Genomic DNA, 19,255 nt, shown 5'->3' on the forward strand with positions numbered 1-19,255 from the left:
AGAAATGCCCCTCTGATATCACACCAAACAAAAACCACTCCCTCACAAGGAAGTGGTCCATTCATTATCTATTCACTTTTCTCATGCAAAATATTGCCCGCCAATGCGTATAGAACCGCATACGTGACAAAATGTGAGGAGTTATCATTTGTATCCTGTTGTGGATAGACCTCCACATAATCCATTCCACGGATGCCAAGCTTAGCGAATTCATGGACTAGCTCAAGCAATTCGTAAGAGGTGAGGCCATTTCCGTCTACTGGACCGCCGGGATTGAAAGCGAAGTCCAGCACATCACTGCAAATGCTCAAGTATACAGCTTCTGTGCCCTCGCTGGCGATTTGGTAGGCTTGTTTTGCTAAAGCGGCCAGATCCTTAGCCTTGCGCACCTCTCTTACAGAGATGGTGGTGGCGCCAACCTCTTTTGCATATTTTCCTGTTTCTGGTGCGTTTCTCGGTCCGTGGATGCCCATGTGGACGATGCCTTCATTTCTTACGCTTTCACTTTCATAAATACGATGAAATGGTGTACTTCTGGCGTAAAGGTCTCCTTCGTATTCTTTGTAATTGTCATAGTGGGCATCAAGATGGATGATCCCTACTTTGCCTGAGACTTCTTCACTGAGTGCTTTCACAATTGGATAGGTAATTCCATGGTCACCACCGAATGCGACAGGGAATTTTCCGGTTTTCCAAACACCAGCGGCAAAATCCTTAATCCGCTGCATTGTTTCGATGGTATCTGCTGGAACTACATCAACATCGCCTAGGTCACCAAATTTATAATGGGAAAGCACATCGATTTCATCAAGCTCTGGTAAATATCCTGTATATCTTGCTGAATTAAGACGAATTGCCTTAGGTCCAAGCTCACAGCCCGTATAATCTCCCCATGTTACGGCGCCTTCCCAAGGGACACCGTAAATAAGAACATCACGATCAGCAATATCTTCATCTAGACTCACTTTTTTTCCGTTTAGAAAGCAAGGTGTATTACCGTATAATTTATTTTGAGACAAGCTTATCACTCCTACTATTATTTTATTCCAGTTATTTTCGCGTATTCTTCCTGCATTTCTTGGGTAGCTCCTTTGCCGATCAGACTGAATACAATAATTGCGATGCTTGATAAGACAAATCCAGGTACGATTTCATACAGTGCTGCTCCAGTTAATGGCCAAAGAAACACGGTTAGTCCTCCAACGATGATTCCTGCTAAAGCTCCATTACGGGAAGTTTTCCCCCAGAATAAAGAAAATAAAATAGCTGGCCCAAAGGTTGCACCGAACCCTGCCCACGCATAGCTTACGAGGTCAAGAACCGAGCTTGTTTCATTCCAGGCAATCATCACAGCTATGATGGCAATGACAAGGACCGAAATTCGTCCTACCCATACGAGCTCTTTATCTGAAGCGCTTTTACGGAAATATCTTCGGTAAAAATCCTCTGACAATGCACTGGAGGAAACCAGTAATTGCGAGTCAACCGTACTCATAATTGCGGCTAGTACTGCGGCAAGTAAGATACCAGCAATCCAAGGGTTGTAGACTACTTGCACGAGTTGAATAAATACCTGCTCAGAATCAGCTAAAGGTTCATTAAACGTCACAATCCCAAGCATCCCAACTATTAACGCACCGTAAAGTGGAATAACAAGTCCGAATGTAACACTAATTAACCTTGCTTTGCGTACTTCTTTATGTGAACGTATGGCCATAAAACGCGCTAATATATGTGGTTGACCAAAATAACCTAAACCCCAGGCAAGTGCAGAAATGATACCTACTGCCCCGATGGCACCAAGTGGCTCCCATAAAATACCTTCTGCTTGATTATAATCTGTAGCTGCAAATGCATCGATTAGATTAGGGGTGATTTGACCGAGCTGGTTAAATAACGCCCCAAACCCGCCAATTTCGATCAATCCATAAATAGATGTAAATAAAAGTGCTGCTGACATAAGGATACCCTGAATAGCATCCGTGAAACTTACTGCTAAAAATCCACCCAAAAAGGTGTAAGCAACAATAATGATGGCACCCACCGTTAATGCGAGATGATAATCCATATCAAAGGTACCTTGGAACAACTTCGCTCCTGCTACAAGCCCAGAAGCCGTATAAAATAGGAAAAATGCTAAAATAAATGTCGCGGAAATAACGCGTAAGAGGTGGGAAGTATCCCGAAAACGGTTTTCCAAAAACTGAGGTAGTGTAATAGAATCATTCGTATATTCGGTATAAATACGTAATCGTTTGGCTACATATTGCCAGTTTATCATGGCACCTATAGCAAGGCCGACAGCAAGCCAAAGACTATTGGCTCCGAGCCCAGTCGCATACGCAGCACCTGGCAAACCGATTAGCAGCCAGCCACTAAAATCACTTGCCGAAGCAGAAAATGCTGCAACCACGCTGTTCAACTTTCTTCCGCCAAGAACGTAATCCGATAAGGTATTTGTCATTCTGTACGTAATAATCCCGATGACAATCATTACGACAAGGTAAATAATAAACGTAATTAATGTGGCGTTCATTTGCTGTCATCCCCCTTTTCCGTGAAAAAGGTAATCACTGCCCAGACTACCAATAATGGCATAGGGACGACAAACCAAAATAACGTCCATCCACTAATTGCATATTCCATCCTATTCCTCCTTTGTCTTTATCTACACCATATTAACACAACAATTAGAATATTTCATTTAATAGAAAATTATACATAAATACAAAAAGCCTCACTGTTAAGCAAGGCTTTGCAACTATCCTTTGTTACCCATCCCATTTCCCAATAAAATAATTCACATCACGCTTCAGTTCCTCCCAAGCTTTGTCGGAGATTGCCCCTGACTCTTTTTGATGATCCAGGTATGCTCTCATTCCTTGTAAATGTTTTACCAATTTTTCATCTTTTCCTTGCTTTTTGTAGTAAGCAAGTACTTCAAGATGCTGCTGTAATATAGTAGAAGTTTGTTCCTCTCGAATTTCCCCATACTCTGTATAATGGTCCACTAGCCATGCTGTGCCAGCTAAATTATATGAGGAGCTTCCTTGAAGTAGCGAAACCTCTGCAATGACAGGGATATGGTCAGCTGCTTCGGTCGCCATCGTGGTCGCTGAGTGCACCTCAATCCTTGGTGAGGTCAGGACGTAATCGATTCTTCGATCTGGTGCGACAGCTGGATAGGTGTATCCCTCATCCTCGTCACTCCATTTCCAAGCATCTGCATATTTCTGTAGCAATGGCTGAAGTTCTGGGGCATTAGGTCGTGCATTCATATCGCCAACGAGAATGCTATACGTGTTCTCTGCCATAATTTCTTTCATGTCAGCCACCTGCATTTCTCTTACGGTCGGGTCTCCCCTGTAATCCAGATGTGTTACATAAAAGGCCACGTCGGCTCCTTCTACATTAATATGTGCTTCAAGAAACCCAGGGGCTGGTGTGGGAATAGGGTTCGGGTCTTGTGTGGACAATCTAGCAATCTCTCTATTTGCTGCAGCTGTAATGGGATACTTACTTAAAACCGCCACACCAAATTGTCTCCGTGGGTCCCCTTCGTTTGCTGGTTCAAAATCATAGATTGGGGCGAAATAATAGTACATATCCAACTGCTCAGCAAGCTGGGCAATCATATTATCATGCTCACTTCGCGCTCCCCAGTGCACATCCACCTCCTGTAAGCCAATAATATCAGCATCTGTTTCCTCAATAGCCGTTGCGATGCGTTCCAAATTGTATGTTCCATCTGTTCCTCTGCCTGCTGCAACATTGTATGTCGCAACCTTTACGTTCAGTTCTTCGGTTTGCATTTCGTTACTCTCTTGGACAGCTAGCATTTCTGGGGAGGGAGAAAGGGATACCCATAATAAAAGTAAAAAACTCGCAATAAACAGGATTACATTTTTCACTTATATTCCCACCTTTCTATTTTAAGAAGAACATCCCCCTCTTAAAAAAGAAGGGGATTCTACATTTCTATTATTTCCACATTGCTAGCATATCTGTTGCATCACTATAGAGTAATTCATAAGCGGTTTCCGAAATTCGCTCCGCCTCTAATTGCTGATCAAGTAACAGTAAGAAAGCTTCCATATGCTTGGCCACTTTCCCAGCATCATCTCTACCTTCAAAGCGCTCTACTGCAGTAAGATGCATACTTAGCTTGCGAGCAGCATCCGATTTAATTTCTTTGTTGTCTTGAAACGCTTCAATCATGTTTTCTAAGTCCGTTGTGCTGACGGTATAAACTAGGTAATCTCTGCGCACCTCTTTAAATTCCTGGAGACCTTCTTCCCATTGAGCCACCATGGATTCTACAGATTCTCCATTTTCAATGGCTTCACGGATCCAGCCATTTCCGATTAAGTTATCAAAGAACGACACGCCTGCGCTGTTTTCTGCACGGAAAGCAAAGTCTTCTGGGTACATATCATGCAACGTTTTTACGATATGCAATCCTGTCACGACAGGATCATAAGCCTTTTTATCTGTCACATGAATTTGAATGCCGTGGCTTAATGTGCCGCTATGTTTCGAGAACATAGGAGTGAAGGAAGCTGCTCGGAATGTAACCCCGTCTAGTTCTAAATGATTTAACGCTTCTGCAAAATCTGTGCTATTTACAAATGGTGCACCAATTAATTCAAACGGCTTAGTCGTACCTCTTCCCTCTGATACATTTGTTCCTTCAATTAACGCTGCTCCAGGGTAAACAAGTGCTGTATCAAGTGTCGGCATGTTTGGTGATGGTAAAACAAATTCTAATCCTGTGTCATCATAGTATTGACCGCGTTTCCAGCCATCCATCTCGACTACTGTTAAATCAGCACCAATATCAAATTCTTCATTAAATAACTTTGCCAGTTCTCCAACCGTCATGCCGTGGCGTAAGGGGATTGGGTAGTTTCCGACAAAGGAAGCATAGTCTGGATCAAGTACAGGCCCTTCCACACTGTTACCGCCAAGTGGGTTTGGACGGTCCAGTACGATGAACTCTACATCGTTTTCTTGTGCCGCTTCCATCGCATAAGCCATCGTGTAAATATACGTGTAGAAACGCGCCCCAACATCCTGAATGTCAAAAAGAAGTACATCTACGTTCTCAAGCATTTCTGGTGTCGGCTTTCTTGTTTGACCATAAAGGCTATAGACTGGCAAACCTGTTTCCTCATCAATATAATATTCTACATACTCTCCGGCTTGCGCATCTCCACGCACACCGTGCTCAGGTCCATATAACGCTGTTAATTCAACGTCTGGATCATTGTGCAAGGTATCTACAATACTATTTAACTGCTGATCTACCCCAGTCGGATTGGTAATGAGCCCAACCTTTTTCCCTTCAATTAAGTCTTTATGCTGGTCAAGCAACACTTCCACGCCTAATTTAAGTTGTTCCCCTTCTGTGTGGTCACTATTTTTTAGCTTATCTGCCACGACACCCGATAAGGAACCAAGAACGAAGCAAAGACTTATGACGGCTATTAGTAGCTTCTTCATCTGTTATCCTCCCTTTTTATTGAAATGGAGAGAAAAGAGCACGCTTCTCTCCCCATTTCCCTTAATCTATCGAACGTTGCCAAATTCGTACTAAGGCTTCTGCTTGCAGTGTGAGTTCTTGTTTTGCCAGCTCTGAAATATTGCCGTTACGGTGCTGGACATCTAGTAATTGCGTTAGCACTTGCATGTGCTTCACTGCTTTGTCCATTCGTTCCTGATTTTCAAAACGTTCCACTGCTGTTAAATGGGTGAGCAATAGTCGTTCTATCTGCTGTTCGATTTCTCCATTGTCTGCAAACTGCTCAACTAATGCTTTCATTTTCGATATTGCTGGAAGGTCTTCGTCTGTAATTCCAATGGCTGTGCCTTCCCTTGTTGAATCAGCAGCCCCATGATAGGAGTCGCTCCCTAATAAGATACTGTTCACATTTCCAATCTCTCTCGGACTCTCTTCCCAACTGTGCCCCATCTGCTCCAATGTTTCCCGAACATCAGCCGGAATCCCATACTCCCAGCGGATGCTTGGATAACTATTGCTATAGATACGTGGTTCTTCGATTGCATCCTTCAAGTCCATCTCATAGCCGAGCACATTCACTAACGTCTGGGTTACGGACGTAATAATAGTTGCCCCACCTGGTGATCCTACCGTCATATATGGCTCCCCGTCCTCTAACACAATGGTAGGTGTCATACTGCTAAGTGGTCGCTTATTTGGCTGGACTTCATTCGCTCCTCCAGGGATCGCATCAAAGTCTGTCAGCTCATTATTCAGCATAATGCCATAGCCTGGCACCATAATCCCTGATCCAAACACCTGCTCAATTGTCGTTGTATAGGAAACGAGATTCCCCCATTGGTCAGCAACTGTAAAATGGGTTGTTTCTCCGTCGACTTTGTCATCTATTTGTGACACAACCTCTGAAGGTTCACCCTCTTGGTATGCCCATGGATTACCTGGTTCTACGTTCGGGTTAGCCGCTTCTGGATCAATCGTTGCCACTCGTTCTGCTACATAATCAGGATGAAGCAGGCCTTCTCTCGGTACCTCCACATATTCCGGGTCTCCCATATAAGCGCCCCGATCTGCATAGGCAAGGTGCATCGCTTCTGCCATATAGTGGTATTTCTCTGATGATTTTACGTCATATTGTGTGAGGTCCAGTTGCTCAAACTTTTTCAAAAGCTGTAACATCGTTAATCCTCCAGAGCTTGGTGGAGGCATGGAAGCAATTTCATACCCTTGATAGTCTCCCCAAACGGGCTCATCTTCGGTCACATCATACCGACTTAAGTCTTCTGCTACCATGCTGCCATCAAATTCCTGAACCTCAGCAGCCAATGCTTCCCCAATTTCTCCATTGTAAAAAACATCGGAGCCTTGATCACGAATCAGCTTGAACGTTTTCGCTAAATCCTCCTGAACAAGTAATTCTCCTTCTTCTAAAGGTTCCCCTCCAGGTAAAAATACATCACCAGCAGCTGTTCGTTCTAATTTACTTGCATTACTGGAAATTGCACTTGCAAGTACCCAGTTTACAGGGATCCCCTCTTCAGCCATATCGATGGATGGCTGAATCAGCTCTTCCATTGGCACAGAGCCCCAATTTTGTAGTGCCGTTTCCAATCCCTTTAACGTTCCAGGAACCCCAACCGATTTCCCACTACGAACACGCTCGGAAAAGGGAATTACTGTTCCTGCAATCGCTTCTATATCCCATTCTTCTGGTTCTTCTTCACCTTGCTCCCATTGACGAACCTTTAACGTTTCCCCTTCTACTTGAAAACGAAGGGACTGCCAATCAGTCGTTCGCTCAAAGGAGACAGTATCCAACGTAGATGTTCCGCCATCTTTTGCCTGAATTAACCTTAACTCACTTGTGTTCGTGTTAATTTCTACCCCATAGCCGTTCTCCGCAAAGGTCGACCCAGTTGAACGGAATTCATCGGCACGCAACCATAGACGAAGTCTTCTGTCATCTCCCGGGTCGTCCGTACGAAAACGGATAAATAACTCGCTGTTTTCCACAGGTTCCATGATCGAGGTAACCTGTCCAAATGAAGTGGAATTTCCATCATATGGCGCTCCAAAATGAATGTTCCCACCTGTTTCATTTAAGCGAAATTCCGTGCCCCTTTCGAACAGCTCGAATTGTTCCCCACTCCAGGGTGCGCCATTTTCCCCTGTAAAATTTGAGGAAAAAACGTTCTCCCCTGTTGTTACATCTTCCACTTGTATTTCAGCAACATGGAATTCATTTCCTTCCTCGTCGCTTAATTCATTGGCGCCAAGTAAAAATTTCCCTGGCCTCTCCACAATATTACTTTTATCAATAAACATATCTGGCGTCGCCCCTTGTGGCGCACGCTCCCTGCTATTAATAATGGAAACATCCTCGGTTTCCGCATCATAATACATCATAAAGCCGCCACCACCGATTCCGGACATCATCGGTTCGGCCACGTTTAAAGCAAATTGCATTGCAACAGCCGCGTCTACTGCGTTTCCTCCATTTTTCAATACATCTGCTCCAATTTCAGAAGCTAATGGATGCGCGGAAACGACCATCCCTTTGTCCCCAACATCGGTTTGCTCTGGTTGTACACCTGGATTTTCCGGCTCGTACTCTGTGTTATCTCCAGGGCTGGATATGGCTGATAAACCTGCCACAGGAATGCTCAAAACCAGTCCAATGATGAGAAGAACGGCTAATAATCTAGAATGCTTTTTCATGTTTCCCCTCCTATCTTTATTATCTGTTGAAAAGGAAGCAGTGAGGGGGAATGTTACTCCTCACTGCTTTTACTGATCAAAAGTTACTGCCACTTACCAATCAAATAATCCGCTGTACGCTGCAGATCGTGATAAGTCGGCCCATTTATATCTCCCAATCCTTGGAAATAATCCACCAAGAACTTAAAGCTTTCTAAATGCTTTAACACTTTTGCCTGATTATCCTGTTGCTCATAGCGGCTAATTGCAGTCAAATGGAGGTTAAGAGATCTTGCCGTGTTTGCCTCTATTTCCTCCCTTGTTAGCAATCGCTCCACCATATCCTGCATGCTTTCAGCGCTCCAAGCATAAATCGCATCAGCTGTTTTTTCGGAAACTTTTTTACGAATGCCGTTTGTAGAAACGGTTTGCCTTGTTGGGTGCACCCGGTTTGTTAATAAAATCGTAACCGAGTCATGATTTGGGCTCACTACGATAGAAGTTCCCGTATAACCTGTGTGTCCCATCGTATTATGCTCGGCCAAATCATCCATGTACCAGGACTGGTTTAATTCCCAACCAAGCCCCTGATCCTGTCCAGGGTAGGCTTCGTTCCAGTTGGTTGTCATTAGCTCAACGGCTTCCTCTGATAAAATTTCCTCGCCCGCATATGTGCCTTCTTCTAGCATCATTTGGGCAAAGACAGCTAAATCTTCAGCCGTACTGAAAAGTCCTGCTTGACCTGCGACACCGTCCAGTGACCAGGCATTTTCATCATGGACACTCCCCCATACTAGTCCACGATTTGTCCATGGCTGGTATTCCGTTGCTGCAATCCGCGGTTTTAAAGATTCTGCTGGATTGTACATCGTGTCTTCCATTTGTAATGGCTCGGTAATTTCTCGCTCAACGAAAACGTCTTGTCGCTCGCCACTAAGCCTTTCGACCAGCACACCCAGTGTGATGTAGTTCAAGTCACTATATACATAATCAGCACCTGGTTCCTGTTGCAGGGGCTCGCGCAAAACAAATTCTAGCCTGTCTTCTCGGTTACCCTCTACTTCGTAAAGCCTTTCACTAGGCCCTGGTGCAAAGCCAGAAGTATGTGTGAGTAATTGACGGATCGTAACATCTTCTTTATGCTCACCGGTAAATTCCGGAATATACCAATGCACTGGATCGTCTAACTCAAATAACCCTTCATCCCATAGCTGCATGACAGCAGTTGCCGTAAACAGCTTGGAAATAGAAGCCATATCAAAAATGGTGTTCTCCTGCATCGCCACAGGATCTTCCATTTCCGTAAACTGGTCATCTGTATAGCGGGCAGCATAACCATAGGCATCGTGCTTCACCACTTCTCCTTGCTTTGCGATAAACACTACCGCTCCAGGCATCACATTTTCAGCGATTGCTGCCTCAACCTCACCGTCCAAATCAGCCAATGGCTGGGGGTGCATTGGCACTTGACTATCACCAGCTTGGGCGCCTATCTTTGCCGGGGCAATGAGTGTCATACAAAGCATAAAAAGAACTACGATGGATAGCGTTCGTTGTTTGTTCATCGATTCACGCCCCCTATATTATTATTTTTCTTCTCCAGCAGTTTGCTGTGCAGTAAAGGTCCACTCTAGGCTCAATGCGTCTCCTTGAAACTCATTTTGGTCCTCACCATTATCAACAAAATTAAATTGCACAACGAGATCATCAATGGTTCCGGCTGGCAAGCCATTTTCACCTAAAAGCGGCAGGAATACATTTTCATTGACGGCTTCTGGTGTCATGTTTTTCAGATCTGCCAACGTTGTTTGATAAATGACCTCATCAAGCTTATCGGCATTGTATAGAAATTCGACCATGATATGCTCGCCAAAATCTTCTATGTTGTTCCCCTCTGCATCCGTAACTGTGTATGCTGTATCTAGTAACACTTTCTCAATATCGAGCGTCCCGTTATTTTGTAATTCAAAATCACGAATCATCGTATCACCTGGTTTCAGATTATCTACCTGGATAATTTCTGTCGGTGTTGCAGCAAGATCCAGCGTACCTGCCGCAAAGGTGTTACTAGATGTTTCGGTGTCACTAAAGTAAGCAAATGTTCCACCACTAATTAATGTAAGCCCCAATGCTGCTGTAACTACTCCTAAGCCTAATTGTTTTTTAATATTCATGTTTATATTCCTCCCCATTTTTTAATATCGCGTTTATTCAGTGCCTATTGTCTTGTCATGGAGTAGTTGTTTGACCTGTTTTAATGTTCTTCGTATGACGAGAACAGAATAGCCAAGCAGAAAAAATCCCGGTAGGATCATGAGGATTGCCGCACCTTGTGAGGATGTGGCAAATTGAAATACATAACCGACATATGGAACCGTAAACCCGGTATATTGCCCCACTACATTTTCTGCAAGTACTGGGTTCATATCCGCACCGTTATTGGCATCCCCTTTTGTGACGTACTGCTGCCCAGCATTTTTCACTTCAACAACTCGGTGGGTAATTAACATGTTATCTTCCGCACGATAGGTAATGACATCGCCCTTGGAAAAGCGCTCCATCTCCCCACCTGTTTTCACTGCAATGATGGAACCTGTTTGAATTCCTGGCTCCATGGAACCGGAAAGAACCGATTTTATTTGATAGCCAAAGAAACTAACCTCATTGCCCGCTGCTTTAGAGAGACCTACAACGAGCAGGGCACAAAGCAGCACGGCAATTAGAAAGTAGTAGAAGATATTACTCGCTCTCTTTAATGTCCTGTTCATTTTTCTCCCCCTCTCTTACAGCTTCCTCTTCGTTCACATTAGCATCTTCAGGCTGCTGCTCTCCTTCCTCTTTTTCATTTGAAGGTTCTTCCTGTGCCTTATCCGCTTTTTCTTCTTGGCTAGTGGACGATTGTTCGTTTTCCTCTGTTGGCTTAGCTTTTGTTTCGTTTTCATCCGCTGTTTTTTTACTAGACTTTGCTTTTGATGTGTTGTCGCTCTCTTCCTGCTCCGCTGGTTCTGACTCATTCTCCACTACTGGTGTCTTCTCAGCAAAATCACCTGCTGCCACAACACCTTTTACTGTGGAAGTCGAGGTAAAGTGAGCAGTTGTAGGGGAATGAACCAGGGAGATGAGCAGAAAGAGTAGGTAAAAGATAGCAGATATCTTCACCGTCACACGCTTCTTTCTATGCATTAGCATCCCCCTAGTTGGCTGTAGATGTAGGCTTATTCTTGATTTGCCCATGTTTCATATAATTTCAAGCTTTCCGTTTCCAAATAGCTGTATGCCTTATCGGTAAGCAAGTCATTTTCATGGAAATGACTAAGCAATTCTTGGAAGCTTTCTAAATGCTTGGCGACCTTATCCGCAAGCCCGCGCTTTTCAAAACGTTCAATAGCGTCTAAATGTCTCGTCAATGCGCGCACTGTCTGATCGCCATTAATTTCTTCTTGTTGTGCGAGATCTTCCACAAGCTGTTGCATGCCTTCTGCGCTGAGTGGAGTAGTGGTATAATCCAAGCTGTGCCCGAGGTCATAAAGATCCGGAATGGTGACAGGTAATTTACCATAAGGATTCACATCCCCTGCTAGCACACCAGCAACGGCGTTAACCGATACATCAAGATAGCTATACGCTGTGACGTAACCCTCTACCTCTGGGAATACCATCACATCATATGGATTACGATGTGCTGAAACAATGACAGGCTTTCCGGTTTGTTGGAGGGCTTCCACAAATTCCTGCTGCTTTGCATTTGTATTTGCTGTATAGCTTGTGACAATTATTTTGTCTGCTTCCTCAGCCTGTGCTACAGCTTGCTCCATTTGACTATCTGTTGGACTGGTACCAGTCGCATAGCTGCTGCCTACAAATCCTTTCTCCTCTAGCAATTGGAAAAGCAACGCTGGCTTCGCAACAGAAGGACCTGTAATTAGCACCTCTTCATCCTGTTGGAGTGGTAATACATCGTCATTTTTTACTAAAGTGATACTTTTTTCTGCAATGCGGTCTGCCGCATTTAGATTTTCCTCAGTACCTATATTTTCTAATTTATCAGGGCTTGTTTGTGCGCCCTGAAATAAGCCGTTTTCCATTTTGGCACGAAGAATGCGATAAACCGATTCCTCCACCCGCTCCTCTGAAATCTCTCCAGATTGAACAGCCTCAAGCATGCTTGTATACGCTACCTCCACATCAGGTGGGTTTAATAAAATGTCCACCCCTGCTTTAAATGCTTCTACAGGAACACGCTCTGGTGGCACTACATTAGCACCTGACATGCCAAGGCTATCGGTAATAATTAAGCCGTCATAGCCCATTTCCTCGCGAAGCAAATCGGTTATAATTGGCTTGGATAATGTTGCAGGCAAGCCAGAATCATCCAAAGCTGGCACCACAATATGCCCTGTCATAATTGATTCCACTCCTGCATCGATAGCTTCTTTAAAAGGTTTCAGATCCACTTCATGTAATGTTTCTAAATCATGATCGATGACTGGAAGCCCATAATGCGAGTCCACGTCTGTGTCGCCGTGGCCAGGAAAATGCTTCGCGGAAGCGATTACATTTTCTTCTTTGAATGCATTGATTTGAGAAACACCTAACCTTGAAACAAGATCTGGATCCTCCCCAAATGATCGAATGCCGATAACCGGATTAGCTGGATTAAGGTTTACATCGACGGTAGGGGCAAAGTTCATATTGACTCCTAAGCTATTCAGCTCTTTGCCGATGATATTTCCAGTTAATGAAGCGAATTCCTCTGAACGCGTTGCACCTAATGCCATATTACCTGGAAATACGGTGGCAGGATCGGTTACACGCTGCACAATTCCACCCTCTTGGTCTGTTGAAATAAAGAGCGGAATGCCCGAATCCTGTTCTACTGCAATCTCCTGAATGCCATTGGACAGATCTTGCACCTGCTCAGCATCCAGTGGGGTACCAATATTGTCGGTCCAGTTAAAATAAATCACACCACCGACATGATAATTTTCAATGACTTCCTCAAAATTCTTCCCACCACGGTTATTTCTTAAATTAATCGCTTCATAAGCCGGATCGGTGGGGGTTTGTCCATAAACATGTACAATAAACAGCTGACCAATTTTTTCTTCTAATGTCATATCATCTATGATGGCATTTATCTCATCCTCGTGTTCATCCTGCTTATCAGCCGCCGACACTTTTGGACCAAAAGAGCTTGTCAGAGGCAATGTAAGGAAGAGCAAAGCTGCTGACAAAAATGCAATGATTCTACGTAGCTTCAACTAAATCCCTCCTTCATGTTTGAGTTGATTTTCGTTTGGGGCATACATTAGAAAATCATCGGAAACACCGCCCTTCAAAAATTGTCAAAGGTTGCTAATCCCCTTGTCCGAATAGGGTTACCTAGACAATAGCAAAGCCTGTTTAAAAATGTTGTTCTATTATGTCTAAATTTTCTATGTTTTCAAAATTGATTATGAAGGACTAGTTAATAGTTTTATACAGTGGAAGAAGGACGACCTTATGATGAGTTAAGGAGAGGAATAATACTATTTCACTAGGTATTCCTGCACGTTTCTTGCTGGAAGGTGCCTTATTACTTGTATTTTGCTTAGATATTGTTGGAGTGGGAGAAAAGGATTTGGCGATTTTTGTAGAATTATGTAGCGTGAAGACGGGGGAGGTTTCACTTTTCGGGGATGTGGTTTCAGTTTGGATGGTTGACGTTCCACTTTACTAGGAGGAGGTTTCACTTTTCGCTGGGCTGGCTTCACTTTGTGGTGCTCATGTTTCACTTTTCGCTTCGTGTGGTTTCATTTTGCGGGGAGGACGCTTCATCTTTCGCTTGTTGGATCCACTTTACTCGGGTGACGTTTCATTATAAAAGGCCTAATGCAACACCCGCTTAAACAGGTAACATTAGGCCGTACACCATTATTTCTTATTTTTCCTGGCTTTTATAAATCCATCAATTCCGTTCCAAACGATATTTATGATCAGAATAATGATAATCCATGATGGGGCCTGATTCCAAACCCAATCGACAGTATGGTATGCATCACTGCCTACATTAATAAGGCGCGCCTTTACTAACTCATTCATAAACGTCGGATTCCAAAACCCGTCCCTAGTAACCATGAATAAGATTACAAACATCGAAATTGTATTGGAAAGGGTTGTATATAGAACGAGTTTATAGCTCCATTTTCCAAAAGCTAATTTTAAACATTCGTTTAATATTCCAATACTTAAAATTAGAATGATGAATACTAGGTAAGTACCATAATTTTGTTCATTCAGAAACGGCACAACCCCATTAAATTCATCATGAAAAATCCAAATTCCCAAGTAATCACTGGAAAAGGTAAACAGGATGATTAAAAAAGCGTAGAAAACAATACTTGTGACGGCATCACGGCGTTTAATCTGACTATGTTCAGCTGGAATAGGCGGTAAGTTAGTTGGCTTCCAATCTTCATCCCCCCACTGTAAATCTTCCTTCTTCAGATTACCCATTAATTCTCCCATTGCAAACCCAAATGTCGTCCAACCGAAAGCCGTTGGTAATGCAGTAACAGCGGACACAATCATTTTGATAAAGTGATCTAAAATATTTACTGGATTCAGTACAACCTGGATGACAAAACCAATTCCAATAGAGATAGCTACTACCGCCATAACCACTTTTAGTACATATAAATAAGAGTCAAAAAGTTCTGGTCCAATTAAATATTTCTGGTTACTGCGATATTTATCGGCTAATTCTTTTGGACTGCCCAGTTCCAGCAATACATCTTCTACATCCTTATCCGCAAAATTTCCTTTTCCGGCCCGATCTTCCAGCATGTCTTCAATTAAACTACGTAGTTCATCAGCAATGTCTTTCCTTTGTGATTGTGGTAGCTTCTGGGTAACTGCATAGATATAACGGTCAACCATCTCCATCGACATCATCTCCCTTATCCTCGATCACATGATTTAAACTTGTTACAATATTTTTCCATTCAGCAACCAAGAGATCAAATACCTCTTTCCCTGTCTTACTGAGTAAATAATACTTCCGGGGACGCGCTTCATTGGTGTCCCACTGACTTTCCAATAAGCCTTGTTTCTCTAACCTTCTTAACAAAGGATATAATGTGCCAGGCTCAACTTGGATTCCGTTTTCCCCAAGCCTCGTGACAAGTGAGTAGCCATACTGCGGCTTTGAAAGCTGGCTTAATACACCAATCGTAATGGTTCCCCGCCTCAGTTCCTGCATTAGTTTATCTAAATGCTCATGTGCATCTTTCATATGATCAACTCCTGTATTTATTATAGTGTATGACGTACACTATTGTAAAGTGCATCATAAAGTTTGTGATAAACTATTATTTTATAATTAGTATCTATAATAATCTAGTTATTGGGGACATCTGATGAAGCATCGATCAAACTGGCTAGAGGAGGAATTGTATTAGAGCATGCTGAGGTTTGTTGGCGATGAAGATATTGTGGAGAGATTAATCAAATAGAGGAAAGTTGGTACTTGGCATATTCGACTACTTGAAGTCATTGCTTGCTGCGCGACTTTATGATTTGGTGCTTCACTTTTCAAAGCTGGAGCGCGACTTTCATGGCTTGTTGCGCCACTTCCACTTCCTGATGCGCGCCTTCCACACACTGTTGCGCCACTTCCACTTTCCGATGCGCGACTTCCACACATGGTTGCGCCACATCACAAACTCCCACCCGCTCTCCACCCAAAAGAATCCATAAAAAAAACACCAATCGCTTTTTGATTGGTGTTCATTCATTATCCTTTGATGGCGCCTTCTGTCATGCCTTTTGAGATACGTCTTTGGAAGATGGCGTAGAGCACAATTACTGGTACGATGGCGATAACAAGGCCGGCAAATAAGGTACCCCAGGCGTTCGTATACTGGGCCTCACTGCTAATAAAGTCAATGGCCAGCGCGAGTGTATAATTTTCACTTGAATTCAGGAAGATCAGTGCCATAAAATATTCATTCCAAAACTGTATGGCATTCATAATGGTAACCGTAATAATTCCTGACATACTTAAGGGTGTGATAATTTTCCATAACACTTTATATGGCGACATCCCATCCATGGCTGCTGATTCTTCTAGAGATTTTGGAATGGTGCCAATAAAGCTTGTTAACACAAAGATCGAAAAAGGCAGTTGACTTACTGCATAGACAATCGCGAGTCCGTAAATATTGTCTAACAATCCTAAATCTGAAAGTAAGAAAAAGAGCGGGATCCAGCCAAGTACCATTGGGATCATCATGGCGGACACGTAGACGGTAAACAATATTTTACTGCCACGGAAGTTTATTCGTTCGATTGCATAAGCAGTGGGAATGGCTAAAACAAGTGTTAAAAGAGCCCCTACTGCCGTTACAATTAAACTGTTAAATACACTAATATCAATTTCATAGTTTGTCCAAGCAGTTGCGAAGTTTTCAAAGCTAAAAGACTCTGGGAATCCCCATGGGTTCCGATAGATTTCTGCATTGGATTTAAAGGAGCCTAAGAACATCCAGAAAATCGGGTATAATACCGCCAATGACCAAAGGATTAATGGAATCCGTATCCCTGTTCTTCCAAGGATCTGGCCGACACTTCGTTTCACAATAAATTCCTCCTCTATATCAGTATTCCGTACAAGCTAGTATTCTATTTTATCTCTACGCATAATGAACTGAAGAATTAATACCGTTACGAGTGACAGGATGAGAATCATTACACCGATTGTTGCACCATAGCCGAAATTAAACTGCACGAAGGCCTGTTGGTAAAGATAGGAGCCCATTACATGTGTCGCATTATTCGGTCCACCGCCTGTCATGACCTGTACGATAATAAAGGAGCCATTTAATGTGGTAATCACGATATAAAGAATGGAGATTTTCACCTGCGGCCAGATGAGTGGGAGTGTTACCTTCCAAAATTGTTGCCATTCAGAAGCACCATCTAGCTTTGCAGCTTCATAGTAGCTTTTGGAAACATTGGAAATACCGCCCATCAAAAGTAGCATAAATAACCCGATCCCTGCCCAAACTGATGGGAGCACAAGACTTGGTAAAGCCCATTCTTCACTGCCAAGCCACGGTTTTGCCCAGCTTTCTAACCCAATAAATTCAAGTCCGGAATTGACAAGTCCAAGATTAGGATTGTAAATAAAAGTCCAAAGAATCCCGATAACAACGACACTCATGATATTTGGGAAAAAGAAAACAATACGATAAAATGGCGCTTCCTTAATCTTTAACTGAGTCAGTGCCACCGCAAAAAACAATGCCATAATCATAATGCCAATAACCTTTGTCACGACAAGGAAATAATCATGAATAATTGTATCTGGTATGATTGCATCCTTTACAAGCTGTATGTAGTTATCCAAACCGATAAATTCCTTATTTTGCGAGGAGCCTGACCAATCAAAAAAAGAGTAGTACAGACCACTAAACAGCGGATAAAGGGTGAAGATCGCAAACATGATAAAGGTTGGGATTAGACAAAAAGCCAGGAATAAGTATTTTTGCTTTTTTGACTGTACCATGTTATCCCTCTTTCTTTTAAATTGTCGAAAAAATGGTTCAGCAGGAGGGGTAGACTCCTGCTGACATTTCTTTCTTATTCGTTACTACTGCGATATTGGGCAGCTGCCTCCTCGGCTGCTTGCACGAATTCCTCTGCCGTCGAATTGCCTAGCATAAGGGACATCAATGCATTCCCAACAGGAGTTTCTAAGTCAGCACTCATTGGATGTGGTTTGTTGTAGATTTGTACTTGCTCTGGATCATTGATCATCGCATTAGCTTCTGTCAAATATCCTGGTACCTGATCACTTTGCGATAGGTCCACTCCAGTCAAGTTCATAATCGCTCCAGTATGTTCAGAGAATGACATTGCATAGTCGCGAGTGAAAGCAAACTCTACAAATGCTTTTGCTGCTTCTGGATTCTCCGCATTTTCCGCAATGGCGAGTGGACGTAAATCTGGTACAATCGCATACGTCTCATCTGGCGCTTGCATTGGAGATGGGATAAAGCCAAACTCAAATCCTTCTGGAATATCATTTTTCATTTCATTTGGTAACCAGAATCCTACTGGAATAAAGGCATTTTCTCCTAAAAGAAAATTCATTTGTGATTGAGTATGGTTTAAAGCACCAAGTCCGGAGTCAAACATTCCTTCCTGTGCCATTCTTTCTACTCGCTTCATAATTTCAAGAACTGGCTCACTTGTCCAAGCTCCTTCTTCCCCTTTAATAACGCTTGTCAAGAGCTCTTCTCCACCAGCTGCCCCAAATGCTGGATAAAGTGCTCCGCGAAGGAAGTAGTATGGATGTTGACCACTTGTTACAAATGGGTCAATACCTTCGCCTTCCTTAATTTCTTCCATCGAGCTCATTAAGCTTTCAAAATCAGTCGGAACTTCATAGCCCTTCTCATCAAATAAAGCTTTGTCATACCACGTTCCCCATGTATCAAATACAAGTGGAAGTGTGTAAATATCCCCATCATAATTTGCTGGTTCAACGATGAAGCTATCTGCCAGATTATCACCGTTTTCCAATTCAATGTCTTGAAGCCAATCTGATAGATTCATAAGCTGCCCATCTTCTACCATTTGTGCTTCACTGGACCCTGCCCCATCAATATAAACGACATCAGGCGGATCATTCGATACCCAACGGGACCGCATTTCTTCGTTAATATTCGGTCCAGCATGTTCAATCACATTTACATCTGGATACTCTTCTTTAAAATCGGCAATAACTTCTTTCCACCAGGAATCCCCGTATCCCCCTACAAAATACTGAAGCTCTAAATCTCCTGAAATGCCACCTTCGCCACCACTTCCTGCATCGTTTCCACCTGAATCTCCACCTGTCTCTTCCCCACTCGAGCAGGCGACAGTGAACGCGATCAGCAGCATGGCGACAAGTAAAAACCATAGGCGGCTTTTCTTTATAGCCTTCATCCTAAAATCCCCCTTTGTTTACTTATATATGAAATACATGAAAAGGCGAGCTTTTCCTCACCACCC

Annotated in this window: 16 protein-coding genes and 1 pseudogene; 1 reads left to right on the forward strand and 16 read right to left on the reverse strand. The window is 43.1% G+C overall.

All coding sequences use genetic code 11. The annotated features are described in order from the left end of the window. Positions 1–68 precede the first annotated feature (68 nt). The 13 genes and pseudogenes from LG273_RS13790 to LG273_RS13850 form a co-directional block, all read right to left on the reverse strand. Positions 69–1,019: an agmatinase family protein gene (locus tag LG273_RS13790; RefSeq protein ID WP_404454469.1), complete on the reverse strand. Its 951-nt coding sequence runs from the start codon at positions 1,017–1,019 to the stop codon at positions 69–71. 17 nt (positions 1,020–1,036) lie between these two features. Continuing rightward, positions 1,037–2,536, reverse strand: coding sequence for a sodium/proline symporter PutP (gene putP, locus LG273_RS13795; protein WP_404454472.1), 1,500 nt, complete (start codon positions 2,534–2,536; stop codon positions 1,037–1,039). A gap of 235 nt (positions 2,537–2,771) precedes the next feature. Further along, positions 2,772–3,911, reverse strand: coding sequence for an endonuclease/exonuclease/phosphatase family protein (locus LG273_RS13800; RefSeq protein WP_404454475.1), 1,140 nt, complete (start codon positions 3,909–3,911; stop codon positions 2,772–2,774). 70 nt (positions 3,912–3,981) lie between these two features. Further along, complete coding sequence (locus LG273_RS13805; protein ID WP_404459546.1) at positions 3,982–4,269, reverse strand: FIMAH domain-containing protein; 288 nt, start codon at positions 4,267–4,269, stop codon at positions 3,982–3,984. Then, a pseudogene (locus tag LG273_RS13810) lies at positions 4,246–5,502 on the reverse strand (exo-beta-N-acetylmuramidase NamZ domain-containing protein); the annotation flags it as partial. The pseudogene LG273_RS13810 and the gene LG273_RS13805, both read right to left, overlap by 24 nt. A 61-nt stretch (positions 5,503–5,563) precedes the next feature. Further along, a complete protein-coding gene (gene ggt, locus LG273_RS13815; protein ID WP_404454478.1) occupies positions 5,564–8,236 on the reverse strand; it encodes a gamma-glutamyltransferase in 2,673 nt (890 codons plus the stop codon). A gap of 83 nt (positions 8,237–8,319) precedes the next feature. Further along, positions 8,320–9,732, reverse strand: a complete 1,413-nt coding sequence (locus LG273_RS13820) for a serine hydrolase domain-containing protein (RefSeq protein WP_404459549.1) — start codon at positions 9,730–9,732, stop codon at positions 8,320–8,322. 69 nt (positions 9,733–9,801) lie between these two features. After that, the gene (locus LG273_RS13825) at positions 9,802–10,389 is read right to left on the reverse strand and encodes a TasA family protein (RefSeq protein ID WP_404454481.1); all 588 of its coding nucleotides are present in this window, start codon (positions 10,387–10,389) and stop codon (positions 9,802–9,804) included. A 33-nt stretch (positions 10,390–10,422) separates the two neighbouring features. Further along, a complete protein-coding gene (sipW, locus tag LG273_RS13830) occupies positions 10,423–10,983 on the reverse strand; it encodes a signal peptidase I SipW (RefSeq protein WP_404454484.1) in 561 nt (186 codons plus the stop codon). Beyond that, complete coding sequence (locus LG273_RS13835) at positions 10,955–11,398, reverse strand: hypothetical protein (protein ID WP_404454487.1); 444 nt, start codon at positions 11,396–11,398, stop codon at positions 10,955–10,957. The genes sipW and LG273_RS13835 overlap by 29 nt, the downstream gene beginning before the upstream one ends. A gap of 32 nt (positions 11,399–11,430) precedes the next feature. After that, entirely contained in the window at positions 11,431–13,476 is a 2,046-nt protein-coding gene (locus LG273_RS13840) for a glycoside hydrolase family 3 protein (protein ID WP_404454491.1), read from the reverse strand. Between the two features lie 652 nt (positions 13,477–14,128). Then, the gene (locus LG273_RS13845) at positions 14,129–15,139 is read right to left on the reverse strand and encodes an HAAS signaling domain-containing protein (protein ID WP_404454494.1); all 1,011 of its coding nucleotides are present in this window, start codon (positions 15,137–15,139) and stop codon (positions 14,129–14,131) included. After that, a complete protein-coding gene (locus LG273_RS13850; RefSeq protein ID WP_379562011.1) occupies positions 15,126–15,488 on the reverse strand; it encodes a PadR family transcriptional regulator in 363 nt (120 codons plus the stop codon). Before LG273_RS13850 ends, LG273_RS13845 begins: the two co-directional genes overlap by 14 nt. 251 nt (positions 15,489–15,739) lie before the next feature. Here LG273_RS13850 and LG273_RS13855 point away from each other — a divergent pair, with 251 nt between their 5' ends. Continuing rightward, on the forward strand, positions 15,740–15,952 hold the full coding sequence (locus LG273_RS13855) for a hypothetical protein (protein ID WP_404454497.1): 213 nt from the start codon (positions 15,740–15,742) through the stop codon (positions 15,950–15,952). A 37-nt stretch (positions 15,953–15,989) separates the two neighbouring features. Here the strand turns inward: LG273_RS13855 and LG273_RS13860 are convergent, their stop codons facing one another. The 3 genes from LG273_RS13860 to LG273_RS13870 form a co-directional block, all read right to left on the reverse strand. After that, positions 15,990–16,832: a carbohydrate ABC transporter permease gene (locus LG273_RS13860; protein ID WP_404454500.1), complete on the reverse strand. Its 843-nt coding sequence runs from the start codon at positions 16,830–16,832 to the stop codon at positions 15,990–15,992. A 36-nt stretch (positions 16,833–16,868) separates the two neighbouring features. After that, positions 16,869–17,762 (reverse strand): carbohydrate ABC transporter permease, encoded by an 894-nt coding sequence (locus LG273_RS13865; protein WP_379562014.1) that lies wholly within the window; start codon positions 17,760–17,762, stop codon positions 16,869–16,871. A 74-nt stretch (positions 17,763–17,836) separates the two neighbouring features. After that, positions 17,837–19,189: an ABC transporter substrate-binding protein gene (locus LG273_RS13870; protein WP_404454504.1), complete on the reverse strand. Its 1,353-nt coding sequence runs from the start codon at positions 19,187–19,189 to the stop codon at positions 17,837–17,839. Positions 19,190–19,255 lie beyond the last annotated feature (66 nt).

The organism is Oceanobacillus kapialis (assembly GCF_044790185.1).
GTDB classification, from domain to species: domain Bacteria; phylum Bacillota; class Bacilli; order Bacillales; family Amphibacillaceae; genus Oceanobacillus_B; species Oceanobacillus_B kapialis.

Coding starts and splice junctions, on each gene's coding strand:
- ggt (WP_404454478.1), bottom strand. CDS start 8,236: ATGAAAAAGCATTCTAGATTATTAGCCGTTCTTCTCATCATTGGACTG.
- LG273_RS13870 (WP_404454504.1), bottom strand. CDS start 19,189: ATGAAGGCTATAAAGAAAAGCCGCCTATGGTTTTTACTTGTCGCCATG.
- LG273_RS13825 (WP_404454481.1), bottom strand. CDS start 10,389: ATGAATATTAAAAAACAATTAGGCTTAGGAGTAGTTACAGCAGCATTG.
- putP (WP_404454472.1), bottom strand. CDS start 2,536: ATGAACGCCACATTAATTACGTTTATTATTTACCTTGTCGTAATGATT.
- LG273_RS13865 (WP_379562014.1), bottom strand. CDS start 17,762: ATGGTACAGTCAAAAAAGCAAAAATACTTATTCCTGGCTTTTTGTCTA.
- sipW (WP_404454484.1), bottom strand. CDS start 10,983: ATGAACAGGACATTAAAGAGAGCGAGTAATATCTTCTACTACTTTCTA.
- LG273_RS13820 (WP_404459549.1), bottom strand. CDS start 9,732: ATGACACTCATTGCCCCGGCAAAGATAGGCGCCCAAGCTGGTGATAGT.
- LG273_RS13835 (WP_404454487.1), bottom strand. CDS start 11,398: ATGCATAGAAAGAAGCGTGTGACGGTGAAGATATCTGCTATCTTTTAC.
- LG273_RS13845 (WP_404454494.1), bottom strand. CDS start 15,139: ATGGAGATGGTTGACCGTTATATCTATGCAGTTACCCAGAAGCTACCA.
- LG273_RS13850 (WP_379562011.1), bottom strand. CDS start 15,488: ATGAAAGATGCACATGAGCATTTAGATAAACTAATGCAGGAACTGAGG.